We start from the raw sequence: 14,446 nt of genomic DNA, 5'->3' as shown, positions 1-14,446 counted from the left end.
CGCAAGGCGCGGCAGGCGGACGGCGGTGCAGTCCGGCATCGCGGCGTCCGTCACGGCCGGGCGGGCGCTGACCATCACCGGGCCAAACGGAGCGGGGAAGTCCACGTTCGCCTTGACGCTCGCCGGGCTGCTGGCGCCAGTGGAAGGCCGGGTATCCGCCGCGGCCGGGCTTGCTGCCGGGGCAGGCGCCGACCCGTTCAGATGGAAGGCGAAACAGCTGATTGCCCGGATCGGCACGGTCTTCCAGGAGCCGGAGCACCAGTTCGTCGCCGGCAGCGTGCTGGACGAGCTCATGGTCGGGCCCCGACACCTGCGCCGCGGCACGGAGGTGGTGGACGAGCTGCTGGCCCGCCTGCGCCTCGACCATCTGGCGGAGGCCAACCCCTACACGCTCTCTGGAGGCGAGAAGCGGCGGCTGTCCGTGGCCACCGTGCTGGCGGCACACCCGAAGGTGCTGGTGCTGGACGAACCGACGTTCGGCCAGGACAGCCGGACCTGGGCCGAACTGGCGTCCTTCCTGACCGAACTGCTCGACGCCGGCACTGCGGTGGTTTCGGTGACCCATGATGAGGAGTTCAGCGCCGTCCTCGGCGGTGCCGAACTGCGGCTCGGCAGCACCAGGCTGAAGGCCGGTGCCGCATGAGGCAGGTCCTGGCACTGCGCGGGAACACCGCCCCGCTGACGCACGCCAACCCGCTGGCCAAATTCGCCGCCGTCGTCCTGATTACCGCGGTGCTGGCTGTGTCCATCGACTGGGTGTCCGCGGCCACGGCACTGCTGGCCGAATTTGCGCTCTTCCGGCTGGCCGGGCTGACCCTGCGCCTGCTCTGGCAGCGCGGCTGGCCGCTGATCCTCGCGGCGGCGATCGGCGGCTGGAGCACGGCGATCCTGTCGGCGGACAGCGGCGGGATACTGGTCGACGCCGGCATCTGGACGATCAGCGAAGGATCCCTTGAGCTGGGGCTGGGCTTCATGCTGCGCGGCCTGGCGATCGCGCTGCCGGCCATCCTGCTGATGAGCTGCACCGACCCGACCGACCTGGCCGACGCGCTGGCCCAGAAGGCCAGGCTGCCGCACCGTTTCGTGCTGGGCACGCTGGCGGCGATGCGGCTCGTCGGCCTGATGGCGGAGGAATGGCAGACGATCGGCATGGCCCGCCGGGCACGCGGCATCGGTTCGCACGGCAGCCCGCTGCAGCGGCTGCGGGCGACACTGGGGCAGAGCTTCGGGCTGCTCGTCCAGGCGGTCCGGCGGGCGTCCAGGCTTGCCGTGACCATGGAAGCGCGTGGTTTCGGCGGGGCGGAGCGCAGCTGGGCCCGGGAGTCCACCTACAGCCGGATCGATGTCTGGGTGGTGCTGGGCGGCGCCCTGATCGCGGCGGCAGCGCTGGCTGCCGCGCTCGCGGCCGGAACCTGGAATCCGCTGCTTTCCTGAACCGTTCCGGGGCGCCTTCCGGCTGCCGGCGGAAACCGGCTAGTCCCTGCTGCCCTCGGCCAGCAGCTTCGTGAGCTCCTCGGTCATCGTCAGCGACACCGGAATGGCCTTGCCGTCGATGCTCTTGACCGGCGCGAGCAGGCGGATGCTCGACACCAGCCAGACGGCGTCGGCGTCGAACAGGTGCTTCGGCTCCAGCGGGCCATAGCCAAGCTGCCAGCCGGCGTCCGCGGCCGCCTTGAACAGCGCCCCCTGCGAGGTGCCGGGCAGGATGCCGTTCTCCAGCAGCGGCGTGACCAGGGTCTTGACACCATCGCGTTCGGTCGCCATCAGCACGGTCGACGTCGGCCCCTCCAGAACCAGGCCGTCGGTGGAGGTGAAGATCACATCGTCGGCCCCGTTGGCCTTGGCGTAGCGCAGCGCGGCCATGTTCACCGCGTAGGAGAGCGTCTTCGCGCCCAGCAGCAGCCAGGGAGCCCGTTCGGCCAGGTTGCTGTCGTAGCCGCGGTCCAGCAGCAGGATGTCCACGCCCTCCGTGCGCTGCCTCCTGCCCGTGGGTCCCGCCGGCTCCGCCTGCACCCAGGCCGTGGGCCGCTGCGCCCCTTCGACGCCGCGGGTCACCAGCAGCTTGATCACCAGTTCCTCGACTGCAGGATGCTCAGCCACCGCCGTCGCAATGGCCCGCTGCCAGCTTTCGGCAGACGGAATGTCCAGGTCCATGATCCGCGCGGACTTCGCCAGCCGGTCCAGATGGGCGCCCACTTTGCGCGGTACCCCGTCCACCGCCAGCAGCGATTCGAAAATACCGTCCCCGCGGGTCGCGCCCAGGTCGGTGGCCATGAGCTGGGCTGCCCGGCGTCGGCGATGCGGCCGTCCTCATGGTCCGGGTCGAGAAACACCAAAACTGTCATGGTTTCAGCATAGATTGCCGGATCCGCAGATTAGGCTGGGGAAGGACACGCCGCGGGCCGGCGGGAAAGGGAGGACAGGGCTGCCGTGCTGTGGTCGTTTGCGGGTCTGGGCACCTTCCCGGACTGGGCCGTGGCGGTACTGACCGTCGTCGATTTCGGCATCCGCATCGCCGCCCTCGGCATCGTGCCGGGCAACCGCAGGCCCACCACGGCCATGGCCTGGCTGCTGGCCATCTTCTTCATCCCGCTGGTCGGCCTGGCGTTGTTCTTCATGTTCGGCAGCTTCCGGCTCTCCGACCGCCGGATCGCCAAGCAGGCGGAAACCAACCGGAAGGTGCATGCGGCCAGCCAGGGCCTGGAAGAGCCGCGCAGTGAACGCGACGCACCGGTGTGGGTGCATTCGGCTGCCGAATTGAACCGCACGCTCGGTTCCTTCCCGATGGTCGACAGCAACCACGTGGAGCTGTATCCGGACTACAACGCCTCCATCGCCGCCATGGCCAAGGCCGTCCGCGAAGCCCAGGACTTCGTGAACATCGAGTTCTACATCATGTCGCGCGACGACGTCACCGGCGAACTCTTCGAAGCCCTGCGCGACGCCGCAGCCCGGGGCGTCCGGGTCCGCCTGCTGTTCGACCACCTCGGCACCATGCGCGTCAAGGGCTACCGGCAGTTCCGCAAATGGCTCGACGAGAGCGGCATCCACTGGCGCCGGATGCTGCCGCTGCTTCCGGTCCGCGGGCAGTGGCGCCGCATCGATCTGCGCAACCACCGCAAGATCCTCGTCGTCGACGGCCGCGTCGCCTTCACCGGATCGCAGAACCTGATCCACCCGGGCTACCACCGCGCCTCCAGCGCGCGGGTCGGACGCCAGTGGGTGGAGCTGATGGCCCGCTTCGAGGGCCCCATCGTCACCGCGCTCAACGTCGTATTCGCCACCGACTGGTCGAGCGAAACCGATGACGACCTGGGCAGCGAGCTCTTCACGCCCGTCCCGTTCCGCGAGCCCGGCCCGATGACCTGCCAGATCGTGCCCAGCGGTCCCGGCTTCGCCACGGAAAACAACCTGCGGCTCTTCAACACCCTGATTTACGCCGCGGTGGAACGGCTGTCCATCTGCAGCCCGTACTTCGTGCCGGATGATTCGCTGCTGTATGCCATTACGACGGCGGCGCAACGTGGCGTCGACGTCGAACTTTTCGTCTCGGAACAGGGAGACCAGTTCCTGGTCCACCATGCCCAACGCTCCTACTACCAGGCGCTGCTGGAGGCCGGCGTGCGGATCTACCTGTACCCGAAACCGTTCGTTCTGCATGCCAAGCATTTCACCGTTGACGATGAGGTAGCCGTGCTCGGCTCGAGCAATATGGACATGCGCTCCTTCTCGCTGAACCTGGAAGTCTCGGTGATGATGCTCGGTGACGACATCGTGGGGCAGATGCGCACCATCCAGGACAGCTACCGCGAGGTCTCGCGCGAGATCACTCTGGAGGAGTGGCAGCACCGGTCGCGGCTGGAACGCTACGTGGACAATGTCGCCCGCCTGACCGCAACGCTGCAATAGCGCCCCGGAACTGCTCCGGTCAGACCGCGGCGCCGGTCCTGCCGACCACGGCACCGCTGACCAGGCGGCTGACCCCCGGGACCCGGATCAGCCGCAGGAACAGCCGGCGCAGCAGCAGGGCGCGCCGGGTCCGCGGAACGAACCACTTGGCCGCCGATTCCCCGGCTTTCTGGTGCTCGGCCACCCGCGGACGCCAGCGCTCCTCAAAGGCCGCCAGCGCCGACGGAACGTCGGCATGGGCGGCAAGCTCGTCCGCGAGCACGTAGGCGCCGGCCATGGCCAGGGACGCTCCCTGCCCGGCCAGCAGGGAAACCGCGCCGGCGGCGTCGCCAAGCAGGACCACCCGGCCGCTGGACCAGCGCGGCATCCGGATTTGGGCGACCTGGTCGTAGTAGAACTCCTCCGGACAGTGCTCCAGCGCCTGCGGACACAGCCACCCCAGTTTCCGGTAGCGCGTCTTGAATTCCTGCCGGATGTCCGCGGGCCGTTCCACTTGCTCGGTCCGGTGCACGCCCAGCACCGAGATGCTGCCGTCCCGCAGCCGGTAGAAGAACATGGCTTCGCCGTGCGTGTCGGTGATGACGTAGCGGTTGTCCGGGACGTCCTGCAGGTGCCCGTCGCGGAACGAATAGGCGCCGACATGGAAGCCCAGGAACCGGAAGTAGGCCGATTCGGGCCCGAAGACCTTGCTGCGGATCTCCGAGTGGATCCCGTCCGCCCCGACCAGCAGATCCGCCGTGAGCTGCCGTCCGTCGGAGAGCGCGACGTCCACCTTCCCGCCGCGGCCCCCGGCGGCGCCTGCCCGAGCCGCTATGCCGGTCACGGTGGTGCCGTAGTGCAGCTGCACCGCTGCCGGCAGGGCCTCCCTGATCGCGAGTTCGAGGTCCGGGCGCAGGATACTGGTCAGGCGGTCGCCGACCATCTTGGTGAAACTCTCGGAGCCCAGATGGGCAGCGCTGCGGCCAGTGCCGTCGACATAGTCGACCCGGTCCACGCGGTACCCCAGTTCGCGGATCCTGCCGGTAATCCCCATCTGCCCGGCCGCCTGCCAGCCCGGTCCGAAGAAGTCGATCATGTAGCCCTCGGGACGCGGACCGGCGGCCCGCTCCACCACGGTGACGTCCCATCCGTTGGCGCTAAGGAAATGGGCGGCCGACAATCCGGCGATGCCCGCGCCGCAGACCACGGCCTCCATGGCTGGCTCCTTTCGCTGCCTCCTCGGGTCAGTGCCCCTCCGGCCCGGCCGGCCGCCGGTCCTCCGGGAACACGGCGCCGAGCGCGGAGAGCACGCCGAACGCCTTCGCCCTGACTTCGTCCCACTCCGCCTCCGGCTCCGAATCGGCAGTGATGGCCCCGCCCACGCCCAGGCTGAGCCCGCTGCCGCACCGGACCAGCGTGCGGATCACCACGGACAGATCCGCCCCGCCGCTGAGCGAGAAGTACCCGGCAGCGCCGGAGTAGAGGCCGCGCGGGCCACACTCCAGCCGGTCGAGGATGTCCATCGTGCTGATCTTGGGCGCGCCCGTCATCGAGCCGGCGGGAAACGCTGCAGCCACCGCCTCGGCCCGGGACGCCTCCGGCCGCAGCAGCGCATCGATGGTCGAGACCATCTGGTGGACGGTCGCGTAGCTTTCGATCGCACAGAGCCGGCTGACCTGCAGTGTTCCGGGGACGGCATAGTGGCTGAGGTCGTTGCGCAGCAGATCGACGATCATAATGTTCTCGGCCCGGTCCTTTTTACTGCCGGCGAGTTCGGCCTTCAAAGCAGCATCGGCGGCAGGATCGTCCACTCGCCGCCGGGTGCCCTTGATCGGCTCAGCCCGCAGCCATCCGTCCGGGCTGATGCTCATGAACCGTTCGGGGGAGGTGCTGGAGAGCACCAGGTCGCCGAACTTCAGGTAGGTGGCAAAGGGCGCGGGATTACGACGGCGGAGCGCCAGGTACGTGCCGAAGTCGTCATGGTGCGGGGCAGCTTCGGCAGCCAGCTGGGTGGTCAGGCAGATTTCGTAGGAGTTCCCCTCCCGTATTTCCGCCTTGGCGCGGCGCACCTTGTCCTGGTAATCGTCGCGGCTGTCCCGCAAACTGAAGGCCGGAGCCGCGCAATTCGCCTCGGCAGGCGTTCCGCTGTCGGCCGGCTGCACGCGTGCGGCCAACTGCTTGACGACCGACTGGGTCCGTCCCAGCCACTCGCTGGCCTCCTCGGCCGTGGCGGCATCGCTGAGGGCAAGCAGGTAGGTGCATTGCCGCTGATGGTCCAGCACCACCCCGCGGCCGGCGAAAATCAACGCGGCGTCGGGGGTGGCCGCGGCGACATCGTTGCCGCCGCACTCCCGCTTGAGTTCATAGCCCAGGCAGCCCAGCCAGCCGAGGGCAAAGTCCGAGGGAAAATCCTCCGGAACCTGCACCGAGGCCGCACCCCATGCTGAATCCAGCCAGCGGAAGAACGGCGCGCGGATACGGACACTGACCCGGCCGCCGGTGACCGTGGTCATGCCCGCGCGATGTTCGGCGAGCTGGCCAAAGGAACCGGCGCCGTCGGCCATGATGCTGACGGCATTGCGGTCCGGTTCCTGGCCTGCGGCCGCATTGGAACTATCCAGCCAGACGGCATGGGACGAACTGCCGTAGAGGTCCCGGAACAGGTCAGCGGCATCCGGGCAACCTTCCACCTTCTCCACTTGCAGCGACGGCAGGGCAGGGTGCGACCGTTCAAGGGACAGCAGCGGCTCAAGCTGCGGCAGGTTGAGCAGGGCCTGGAGCACGGCGGCAGGGGAGAGTGCGTCCGGACTGTCCCGGACGAGGATGTCGGCGGCAGCGGCCACATCGTCGCCGGCCAGCCATTCCTCTTCCTGGCGGGCCCAAACATCCCAGTACGGTTCATAGCCGGCCCCGTCGCGCGCAATCGCGCGGGTCCGCCGCTGGCCGGCATCAGCGTCGATCCAGACTGCCGCATCCAGCAGGCCACGTGCGGCGGCATCAGCCGCTCCCACGCCCTCCAGGATCACGATGGCGGCGGGCTCGGTGACCCTGCGCTCGCCGTCGTTGTTAGTATTCCAGTTCCACGCCGTCCACTCCGCACGACGGCCTTGCGCCAATGGCTCGAGCACCTTTTCCCGATAGCGCTGCCGGCCTGCAGCCAATCCATGCCAGCCGGGATAGATGTCCTCCAGATGGAACACGGCGACCGTGTGGTGGCTGCGCAGCAAAGCCGCCAGTTCCAGTGCCAGCGTGGTTTTGCCTGCTCCGGAGCGGCCGTCGACGGCGATCAGCGCCGGACGATCAACGGGTGGCAAGGGCGGCCCTGACATGGTCCACGATCCCCGGCACTGCGCTGCTGATCATGTCCCAGCTGGCCTCGAAATCCGCCTCGTCCCCGAACCACGGGTCGTAGATTCCCTGTGCCGACGGCTCCTTGTCCGCCAAAGCCGGATCGAAGGACCGGAACATCCGCACCTTGGCCCGGGACTCATCGTCCGGCGCGTCCCTGCGCAGCTGCTCGTAATGGTCCAGGTCCAAGGCCAGGATCAGGTCGCGCTCCCGGTACCAAGTGGGCAGGAACTGGCGGGCCCGGTGGCCGCTGGTGGCCAGGCCGGCAAGCTTGAGCCGGGCTGCGGCTCGATGATCGATCGGGCGGCCGGCTTCCCAATTGGTGGTGCCGGCGGAGTCCACCGTTGCCTTCGCCGCCAACCCGGCGTCCGCCAGCGCCTTGGTCAGCACGTACTGTGCCATGGGGGAGCGGCAGATATTGCCCGTGCAGACGGTGATGATCCGGTACATAGGCTTGATTCTAGAAGAACGCCAGCAACAGCCCGACACCGATGAACAGCGTGCCGAAGACTATGCCCATGATCCGCTGGCCGCGGGTGCTGCGGGTGAACCGCTGGAACGTCCTGGCCGCCGCAGCGAAGAAGAACCACATGACCAGAATGTCGATCAGCACGACGGTGGCCCCGAGCACCACATACTGCGGTGCCAGCGGGGCATCCGGCCGGATGAACCCGGGCACGAAGGCCAGGAAGAACACGATGGCCTTCGGATTGAGCAGGTTCACCCACATCCCGCGGCGGAACATCGACCAGGCCGGTTCGCTCCGCCGGCCAAGGGCCATGGCCGCCTCCGCTTCCGGTTTGGCGAGCAACTGCCTCACGCCCAGATAGACAAGGTACGCCGCACCGGCGTACTTGATGGCATAGAACGCCGTCGGCGAATTGGCCACGAGCAGGCCCACCCCAAGCGCGACGATCGCAAGGTGGGCCACCAGGGCGGCCTGCTGGCCGAGGATACCCCAGATGGAACGCCGGAAACCGGTATTGAGGGCGTTGCTCATCGTATTGATGGCACCGGCCCCCGGGGTGAAGCTGATGACGGTGCCGGCGCCCACCAACGCCAGCCACAGGGAAATCTGCACGAGGAGATACTACGCCCGGCAAACCCAGCGTCACCACACGGTCTCGACCAAGGCGAACTCCTGCAGTGCCTTGTCGGCCGTGATAACCGAAAATCCTTCCACGATGGCTTGGGCCGCGATGAGCCGGTCGAATGGATCCCGGTGGTCCCATTCCAGCTGGCCCGCCTCCAGTGCGTGGACGCCAGTGACCGGAACCTCTTCGCTGACCAGCTCAAGCACATGGCGGCGGTAGCCCACGAACAGGGCTTCGATGCCCGGCAGCTTGCCGAGCCTGTGCTTGTGGCTGAGCTCGACGGCCGTCGCTGCCGAAACACACAGCACCGAATCCCGGCTGCGGATGATGCTCCTGGCATTGGGGGAGAGCTTATTCGGCTCGAACAGTGCCCAGAGCAGGGTGTGGCTGTCTAGGAGGTAAGGGGCTTTTCCCACTCGTCCAGCTCCTCCCCGCTCATCGGTTCCAGCACACTGTCGGGAACGCTGCCTTTGAGGAAGCCGAGCCGGCGCTGGCTCGGCGGCGGGTCGATTTTCACCAGCCGGGCGACCGGTTTGCCAGCCTTGGCAATCACGACTTCTTCGCCGTTCTGGACAAGGTTGAGCAGTTCGGAGAAACGGGTCTTGGCGTCCTGCACGTTGTACTGGCCCATGTTGACCAAGTCTACTTGGTCAACTTCAACCAGGCAGGCTCCGGCCAGTACTGGGGTGTGGGGGACCAGCGGTCGGGATAGTCCGGATTACTCATGCATCGAGCCTAGGGAGGCGCTCCGCCGATGCCCCGGACCTGTTGGCATATGTGGAGGGTGCGGCATCTGCGGCCGGTTGTGGAGGAGAAGTCAGCCCTGTTCGAGCAGTGCCATGGCAGCGTTGTGTCCGCCGAGACCGCTGACTCCTCCGCCGCGGCGCGCGCCTGCGCCGCAGAGCAGAATGCGTTCATGCCCGGTGGCCACGCCCCAGCGCTGCGCCGGCGTGTCCAGCGCCTCGTCATCCTCGGCGAACGGCCAGGAGAGTGGGCCGTGGAAGATGCTGCCGCCGGACATGCCGAGGGTATTCTCCAGGTCCAGCGTGGTCTTCGTTTCGATGCAGGGCCGCCCGTGGGAGTCCGTCAGGAGGCAGTCCTCGACCGGCTCGGCCAGAACCGAATTGAGCGAGTCCAGCACCGCCTGCTGCAGTTCGCTGCGCAGACGGTCATTGTTGGCTTCGCTCAGCAGCCGGTGCGGGGTCTGCAGGGTGAACACCGTGAGCGTGTGGGCGCCCTCCTGCCGCAGCCCGTCCGGAAGGATCGACGGGTCGGCCAGCGTGTGGCAGTAGATCTCGGCGGGGAGGGGATCCGGAACCGACCCGGCGGCCGCCTCCGCGTAGGCCCTCTCCAGCTGCGAGTACGCCTCATTGATGTGGAAGGTGCCGCCGAAGGCCGCCTCCGGGGCCACACCGGCCTCCTTCAGCCGGGGCAGCCGCTTCAGCAGCAGGTTGACCTTTGCCTGGGCGCCCTCTGCACGCGCGGCCGGGCGTGCTGGCGATCCCTCCAGAAGCCGGCCCAGCACCTCGGGGGACACGTTGGCGAGCACATACTCGCCGTGGACGGACGCCTTGCCGCTGGCACCGCCGTCGTACGTGACGTCCCCGGCCGGCGAGAGGGAGGTGACCTCCGCCGATGTGCGGAACTGCACGCCCGCCTCGCGGGCCGCCTTTTCCAGCGCGCCGCTGACCGCGCCCATCCCGCCCTCGGGGACATCCCAGTTCCCGGTTCCGCCGCCGATCACGTGGTAGAGGAAGCACTTGTTCTGCTGCAGGTCCTCCTGTCCGGCGCGGGCGAAGGTGCTGATCAGCCCGTCCGTCAGCACGATGCCGCGGACCAGGTCGGACTGGAACGTGGCTTCGATGACCTCGCCGAGGGGGCGCTCGAAGAAATCCGTCCAGAGCTGGTCCTCGCCGAGCAGGCTGCGCACTTCGCTGCGGCGCGGCAGCGGTTGCGTGACGATCGGCCAGAGCCGTTCGGCGATCGTGCCGGTGCGGGCGTGGAAACGGCCGAAGGCGTCGAAATCGCTGCCCGCACCGACGGCTTCGAACGATGCGCGGGTCGCCTGCGCATCTTCGTTGTCCACGAGCAGCCCGGAGGCCGTGCCAGGCAGCGGAGTGTAGGAGGAGTAGCGGCGGCGGATCAGGCGCAGGTCCAGGCCGAGGTCGTCGATGATCCGCTGCGGGAACAGGCTGACCAGATAGGAGTAGCGCGACAGCTTTGCGCCGGTGCCCGGAAAGACTTCGGCAGACACGGCGGCGCCGCCGAGGTGGTCCTGCCGTTCGAGCACCAGCACCGTCCGTCCCGCGCGGCCAGGTAGGTGGCCGCCACCAGTCCGTTGTGCCCGCCGCCAATAACGACGACGTCGAAGTGCTCTTGCTCGCGGGCGTGCTGGGGCATGGGGCTCCTGGGTAGGGCTGGTCAGGCAGTGGGGCGGCGCAGCAGCGCCGGGTCAGGGCTTGCGGGCGAGGATTTCGCCGTTGGGAATGAGGAACCAGCCGTCGGCGGCCATGGACCATTCCTGCCAGCCCTGCGCTATCCGGTCCAGCCCGGCCTGGTCGAGGAGGCCACGGTCCAGCGCCTGCTCGCCGTAGGCCGAGTGCAGCACCCGCTCGGACCAGACCTTGCCCCACCAGGCGCGCTGGTCCTCGGTCGCGTAGAGCCAGTTCGAGGAGGACGGCGTGATATCGCGGAAGCCGGCGGCCTGGGCCCAGGAGAGCAGATGGCGCCCGGCGTCCGGTTCGGCGCGGTTGCCCCGGGCGATCTGCTGGTAGGTCTCCATCCATTCATCCAGCTCGGGCAGTTGCGGGAACCAGCTCATGCCGTGGAAATCCGCGTCGCGAACGGCGACGATCCCGCCCGGCTTGGTCACCCGGCGAAGTTCGTACAGCGCGGCGACCGGATCGGTCAGGTGCTGCAGGACCTGGTGGGCATGGACGACGTCGAAGGTGTCATCGTCGTAGTCCAGGTCGTAGATGTTGCCGCTGACGAAGGTGGCGTTGTCGATGCCGCGGAGTGCCGCCAGCTCCGCGGCCTGGGTGAGCACGTCATCGGAACGGTCCAGTCCGACGACGTTGCCCGGTGCCACGAGTTCGGCCAGGTCGGCCGTGATGCTGCCGGGTCCGCAGCCAACATCGAGCAGCTGCATGCCGGGCCGCAGATGCGGAATCAGGTAGGCGGCGCAGTCTTCGGCGGTGCGGACCGCGTGGGCGCTGACGACGCTTTGATGGTGGCCGTGCGAGTAGACCTCTTCCTTCATAAGGGGAGGGTACTCTGCGGGGCATCGCAAAACGTAGCAGCGCGGCCGCTTTGTTGCGCTATTGGTCGGATGCCGAAAGCCTCTGCGCAGGAGCCGACAACGTTAGGAAAAGCAAAGTTGAGCCGGTTCGGCTCAAGTCGAATTGACATCGTTCGGAGCCTGAGTAAAGTTGAGTGCAGAACACTCAATAGGGCTTGGCCCGAGGTGGCCGGGCCGGAAGAGATCCAGGCCTTCGGGTCCGTCATGAAAGGACAAGCGTATGTCTCGTGCAGTAGGTATCGACCTCGGAACCACCAACTCCGTGGTTTCCGTGCTTGAAGGTGGCGAGCCCACCGTCATCGCCAACGCGGAGGGTGGCCGCACCACTCCGTCCGTCGTCGCATTCTCCAAGTCCGGCGAGGTCCTGGTCGGCGAGATCGCCAAGCGCCAGGCCGTCAACAACATCGAGCGCACCATCGCCTCGGTCAAGCGCCACATGGGCACTGACTGGAAGAAGGAAGTCGATGGCAAGAACTACACTGCGCAGGAAATTTCCGCCCGCATCCTGCAGAAGCTGAAGCACGACGCCGAGGCCTACCTGGGCGAAAAGGTCACCGATGCAGTGATCACCGTTCCGGCCTACTTCAATGACGCCGAGCGCCAGGCCACCAAGGAAGCCGGCGAAATCGCGGGCATGAACGTCCTGCGCATCGTCAACGAGCCGACCGCCGCTGCACTGGCCTACGGCCTCGACAAGGGCAAGGAAGACGAGCTCATCCTGGTCTTCGACCTCGGCGGCGGCACCTTCGACGTCTCGCTGCTGGAAGTCGGCAAGGACGAGGATGACTTCTCCACCATCCAGGTCCGCGCCACCGCCGGCGACAACCGTCTCGGCGGCGACGACTGGGACCAGCGGGTCGTTGACTATCTGCTCAAGCAGGCCAAGTCCAAGGGCGCCGACCTGTCGAATGACAAGATCGCCCTGCAGCGCCTGAAGGAAGCAGCCGAGCAGGCCAAGAAGGAGCTGTCCTCGGCTTCCTCCACCAACATCTCGCTGCAGTACCTCTCCGTCACCCCGGAGGGTCCGGTGCACCTGGACGAGCACCTGAGCCGTGCCAAGTTCCAGGAGCTGACCGCCGACCTGCTCGAGCGCACCAAGAAGCCGTTCCACGACGTCATCAAGGAAGCCGGCATCAAGGTTTCCGACATCGACCACATCGTGCTCGTCGGTGGCTCGACCCGCATGCCGGCCGTGTACGACCTGGTCAAGGAAATGGCCGGCGGCAAGGAGCCGAACAAGGGCGTGAACCCGGACGAGGTTGTCGCCGTCGGCGCCGCCCTGCAGGCCGGCGTCCTCAAGGGCGAGCGCAAGGACGTGCTGCTGATCGACGTCACCCCGCTGTCCCTGGGCATCGAGACCAAGGGCGGTGTGATGACCAAGCTGATCGAGCGCAACACGGCCATCCCGACCAAGCGCTCCGAGACCTTCACGACCGCCGACGACAACCAGCCGTCGGTCGCCATCCAGGTCTTCCAGGGCGAGCGTGAATTCACCCGGGACAACAAGCCGCTGGGCACCTTTGAGCTGACCGGCATCGCGCCGGCCCCGCGCGGCGTTCCCCAGGTGGAGGTTACCTTCGACATCGACGCCAACGGCATCGTGCACGTCTCCGCCAAGGACAAGGGCACCGGCGCCGAGCAGTCCATGACCATCACGGGCGGCACCGCGCTGTCCAAGGATGACATCGACCGCATGGTCCGCGAGGCCGAGGAGCACGCCGCCGAGGACAAGAAGCGCCGCGAGGCTGCCGATATCCGCAACTCGGCCGAGCAGCTGGCCTACTCCGTGGACAAGCTGCTGGCCGACAACGATGAGAAGCTGCCCGCCGAGGTCAAGACCGAGGTCAAGGCCGACGTGGATGCCCTCAAGGCGGCACTGGAGAAGCAGGATAACGACGACGAGGTCAAGGCCGCGTTCGAGAAGCTCCAGGCTTCCCAGACCAAGCTGGGCGAGGCGATCTACTCGCAGGCCCAGGCCGGTGCTCCGGGTGAAGGCGCCCCCGCCGGTGACGGCGCTGCCGGAGCCGGATCCGCCAATGCCGACGAGGACATCGTCGACGCCGAGGTAGTCGACGAGGAAGAGAAGAAGTAGCAATGCCCCACCACGGTAACGAGCACGAACACGAGTCAGAACCGGTGAGCTTCCGCGACAACCGGAAAATCGACCCGGAGACGGGCAAGGTCCGTGGGCCCCAGGAGGAGGCTGCCGCCCAGGACGCGGCAGCCGCCTCCGACGAGGCAGCCAGCCATGCCCACGAGGACGTCACGGCCGTGGACGAGGCCCACGATTCCGGGGATGCTCTGGCCCAGGCCGAGCAGATCCTCAACGAGGCTTCTGCGGAGCCTGCTGCAGACCAGGCACTGGTCGAGGAGCTGCGCAACGACCTGCTGCGTTTGCAGGCCGAGTACGTCAACTACCGCAAGCGCGTGGAACGGGACCGGGCCGTGGCCGGCGAAATGGCTGTCATCGGCGTGCTGAACTCCCTGCTGCCGGTGCTCGACGACATCGACGCTGCCCGCCAGCACGGTGACTTGACCGACGGCCCGTTCGCTGCCATCGCTGCGAAGCTGGACGGCGTGCTGGAACAGTACGGCCTGAACCGGATCAACGAGGCCGGTGTGGAGTTCGACCCGAACATCCACGAGGCCCTCATGCAGCAGCCCGATCCGGAAGCCAAGGTGGACACTGTCAGCCAGGTCCTTCGCTGGGGGTACAAGTCCGGCGACCGCGTGCTCCGTGCCGCGCAGGTCATTGTGGGTGTGCCGGAGTAGGCCGCAACATCCGAACGGCCGCTGCCGGGAGCTGCCTGCCTCGGGC

General features: G+C 67.6%; 12 protein-coding genes and 2 pseudogenes. 5 read left to right on the top strand and 9 right to left on the bottom strand.

Going from position 1 to position 14,446, the window contains the following annotated elements:
- On the top strand, window positions 1-643 hold a 643-nt coding region (locus D477_RS13395; protein ID WP_043846972.1), incomplete at its 5' end, for an ABC transporter ATP-binding protein.
- Window positions 640-1,434, top strand: a complete 795-nt coding sequence (locus D477_RS13390) for an energy-coupling factor transporter transmembrane component T family protein (protein WP_005270047.1) — start codon at window positions 640-642, stop codon at window positions 1,432-1,434. The genes D477_RS13395 and D477_RS13390, both read left to right, overlap by 4 nt.
- A 39-nt stretch (window positions 1,435-1,473) precedes the next feature.
- On the opposite strand, the pseudogene D477_RS13385 reads toward D477_RS13390, so the two are convergent.
- Window positions 1,474-2,345, bottom strand: a pseudogene (locus tag D477_RS13385) (aminodeoxychorismate lyase).
- 85 nt (window positions 2,346-2,430) lie between these two features.
- Here D477_RS13385 and cls point away from each other — a divergent pair.
- Window positions 2,431-3,909, top strand: a complete 1,479-nt coding sequence (gene cls / locus D477_RS13380; RefSeq protein WP_005270045.1) for a cardiolipin synthase — start codon at window positions 2,431-2,433, stop codon at window positions 3,907-3,909.
- 19 nt (window positions 3,910-3,928) lie between these two features.
- On the opposite strand, the gene D477_RS13375 is transcribed toward cls, so the two are convergent.
- The 8 genes and pseudogenes from D477_RS13375 to D477_RS13340 form a co-directional block, all read right to left on the bottom strand.
- Window positions 3,929-5,104: an FAD-dependent oxidoreductase gene (locus D477_RS13375; protein WP_005270044.1), complete on the bottom strand. Its 1,176-nt coding sequence runs from the start codon at window positions 5,102-5,104 to the stop codon at window positions 3,929-3,931.
- Between the two features lie 28 nt (window positions 5,105-5,132).
- On the bottom strand, window positions 5,133-7,217 hold the full coding sequence (gene pabB / locus D477_RS13370; protein WP_043846968.1) for an aminodeoxychorismate synthase component I: 2,085 nt from the start codon (window positions 7,215-7,217) through the stop codon (window positions 5,133-5,135).
- On the bottom strand, window positions 7,189-7,686 hold the full coding sequence (locus D477_RS13365; RefSeq protein ID WP_005270042.1) for a low molecular weight protein-tyrosine-phosphatase: 498 nt from the start codon (window positions 7,684-7,686) through the stop codon (window positions 7,189-7,191). Before D477_RS13365 ends, pabB begins: the two co-directional genes overlap by 29 nt.
- Before the next feature lie 10 nt (window positions 7,687-7,696).
- Complete coding sequence (locus tag D477_RS13360) at window positions 7,697-8,317, bottom strand: LysE family transporter (protein WP_005270041.1); 621 nt, start codon at window positions 8,315-8,317, stop codon at window positions 7,697-7,699.
- Between the two features lie 30 nt (window positions 8,318-8,347).
- The gene (locus D477_RS13355) at window positions 8,348-8,746 is read right to left on the bottom strand and encodes a type II toxin-antitoxin system VapC family toxin (RefSeq protein ID WP_005270040.1); all 399 of its coding nucleotides are present in this window, start codon (window positions 8,744-8,746) and stop codon (window positions 8,348-8,350) included.
- Window positions 8,722-8,961 (bottom strand): type II toxin-antitoxin system Phd/YefM family antitoxin, encoded by a 240-nt coding sequence (locus D477_RS13350; RefSeq protein WP_005270039.1) that lies wholly within the window; start codon window positions 8,959-8,961, stop codon window positions 8,722-8,724. Before D477_RS13350 ends, D477_RS13355 begins: the two co-directional genes overlap by 25 nt.
- A gap of 186 nt (window positions 8,962-9,147) precedes the next feature.
- Window positions 9,148-10,730, bottom strand: a pseudogene (locus D477_RS13345) (phytoene desaturase family protein).
- Window positions 10,731-10,782: 52 nt separating this feature from the next.
- Window positions 10,783-11,589: a class I SAM-dependent methyltransferase gene (locus tag D477_RS13340; protein WP_005270037.1), complete on the bottom strand. Its 807-nt coding sequence runs from the start codon at window positions 11,587-11,589 to the stop codon at window positions 10,783-10,785.
- A gap of 259 nt (window positions 11,590-11,848) precedes the next feature.
- Between D477_RS13340 and dnaK the strand changes: the two genes are divergently transcribed.
- Complete coding sequence (gene dnaK / locus D477_RS13335) at window positions 11,849-13,720, top strand: molecular chaperone DnaK (protein ID WP_005270036.1); 1,872 nt, start codon at window positions 11,849-11,851, stop codon at window positions 13,718-13,720.
- Between the two features lie 2 nt (window positions 13,721-13,722).
- On the top strand, window positions 13,723-14,400 hold the full coding sequence (locus tag D477_RS13330; protein ID WP_005270034.1) for a nucleotide exchange factor GrpE: 678 nt from the start codon (window positions 13,723-13,725) through the stop codon (window positions 14,398-14,400).
- The last annotated feature ends 46 nt before the right edge of the window (window positions 14,401-14,446 follow it).

It is taken from the genome of Arthrobacter crystallopoietes BAB-32 (genome assembly GCF_000328305.2).
Lineage (GTDB): Bacteria > Actinomycetota > Actinomycetes > Actinomycetales > Micrococcaceae > Crystallibacter > Crystallibacter crystallopoietes_A.
This window is presented reverse-complemented; position numbering and strand designations above follow the sequence as displayed.